The sequence below is a fragment of the Actinomyces sp. HMSC065F12 genome (genome assembly GCF_001814535.1).
Classification (GTDB): domain Bacteria; phylum Actinomycetota; class Actinomycetes; order Actinomycetales; family Actinomycetaceae; genus Pauljensenia; species Pauljensenia radingae_A.
In genome coordinates this window covers 1-603 of record NZ_KV817035.1, presented here as the reverse complement: position 1 = coordinate 603, position 603 = coordinate 1, and the positions used below count along the sequence as shown (strand labels likewise).

The following is a 603-nucleotide window of genomic DNA, read 5'->3' as shown; positions in this document are numbered from 1 at the left end:
TACATCATGCATAGCCATTTGTCATGGCGGGAGAGGGCTTCGCCTTCTTTGCCGACGACTTCGCCAAGCCATTTCTTGATTCGTGGGTCGTTGACGGCGTCGTTGTAGATCCAGCCTTCGTTGCCTGTGTTATAGGGAGGATCGATATAAATGCAGTCAACCTTGCCTTCGTACTTTGGTAGTAGAGCTTTGAGGGCTTCGAGGTTGTCACCATGAATAATCATGTTCTGTGAGCCGTTGTCCCCATCGTGTTGGCCGTGCTCGTCATATGAGTATTGGCGGTCGAGGACGCGGTAGGGAACGTCGAGGTGGTGGGTGATCACCTTGTCTTTGCCGACCCAGTTCAGTTCTGGCATTAGCGTTCCTCCTTAGGCTCGTGAGGGTTGTTGGGATGTGGTTCTTCTGCGGCTTGACCGGTGCGGACCCATTCGTCGATTTCTGAGAGTTTGAACTTCCAGACCCTGCCGACTTTATAGGCAGGGAGATTATGGGTTGTTATCCATTTCGTGATGGTTTCCCGGCGCACCCCGAGGTGAGTTTGCGCTTCTTTCATGGTGACCCAGTTTTCTAATTCAGCTTCGCTCATCGTTCCTGCCTTATCGC

At 52.2% G+C, this 603-nt stretch carries 1 protein-coding gene and 1 pseudogene; both read right to left on the bottom strand.

What is annotated here, in order from left to right:
• Positions 1-356: pseudogene (locus tag HMPREF2975_RS10200) on the bottom strand (site-specific DNA-methyltransferase); the annotation flags it as partial.
• Positions 356-603, bottom strand: a 248-nt coding sequence (locus tag HMPREF2975_RS10195) for a helix-turn-helix domain-containing protein (RefSeq protein WP_227469371.1), incomplete at its 5' end; no start/stop codon positions are given. The pseudogene HMPREF2975_RS10200 and the gene HMPREF2975_RS10195, both read right to left, overlap by 1 nt.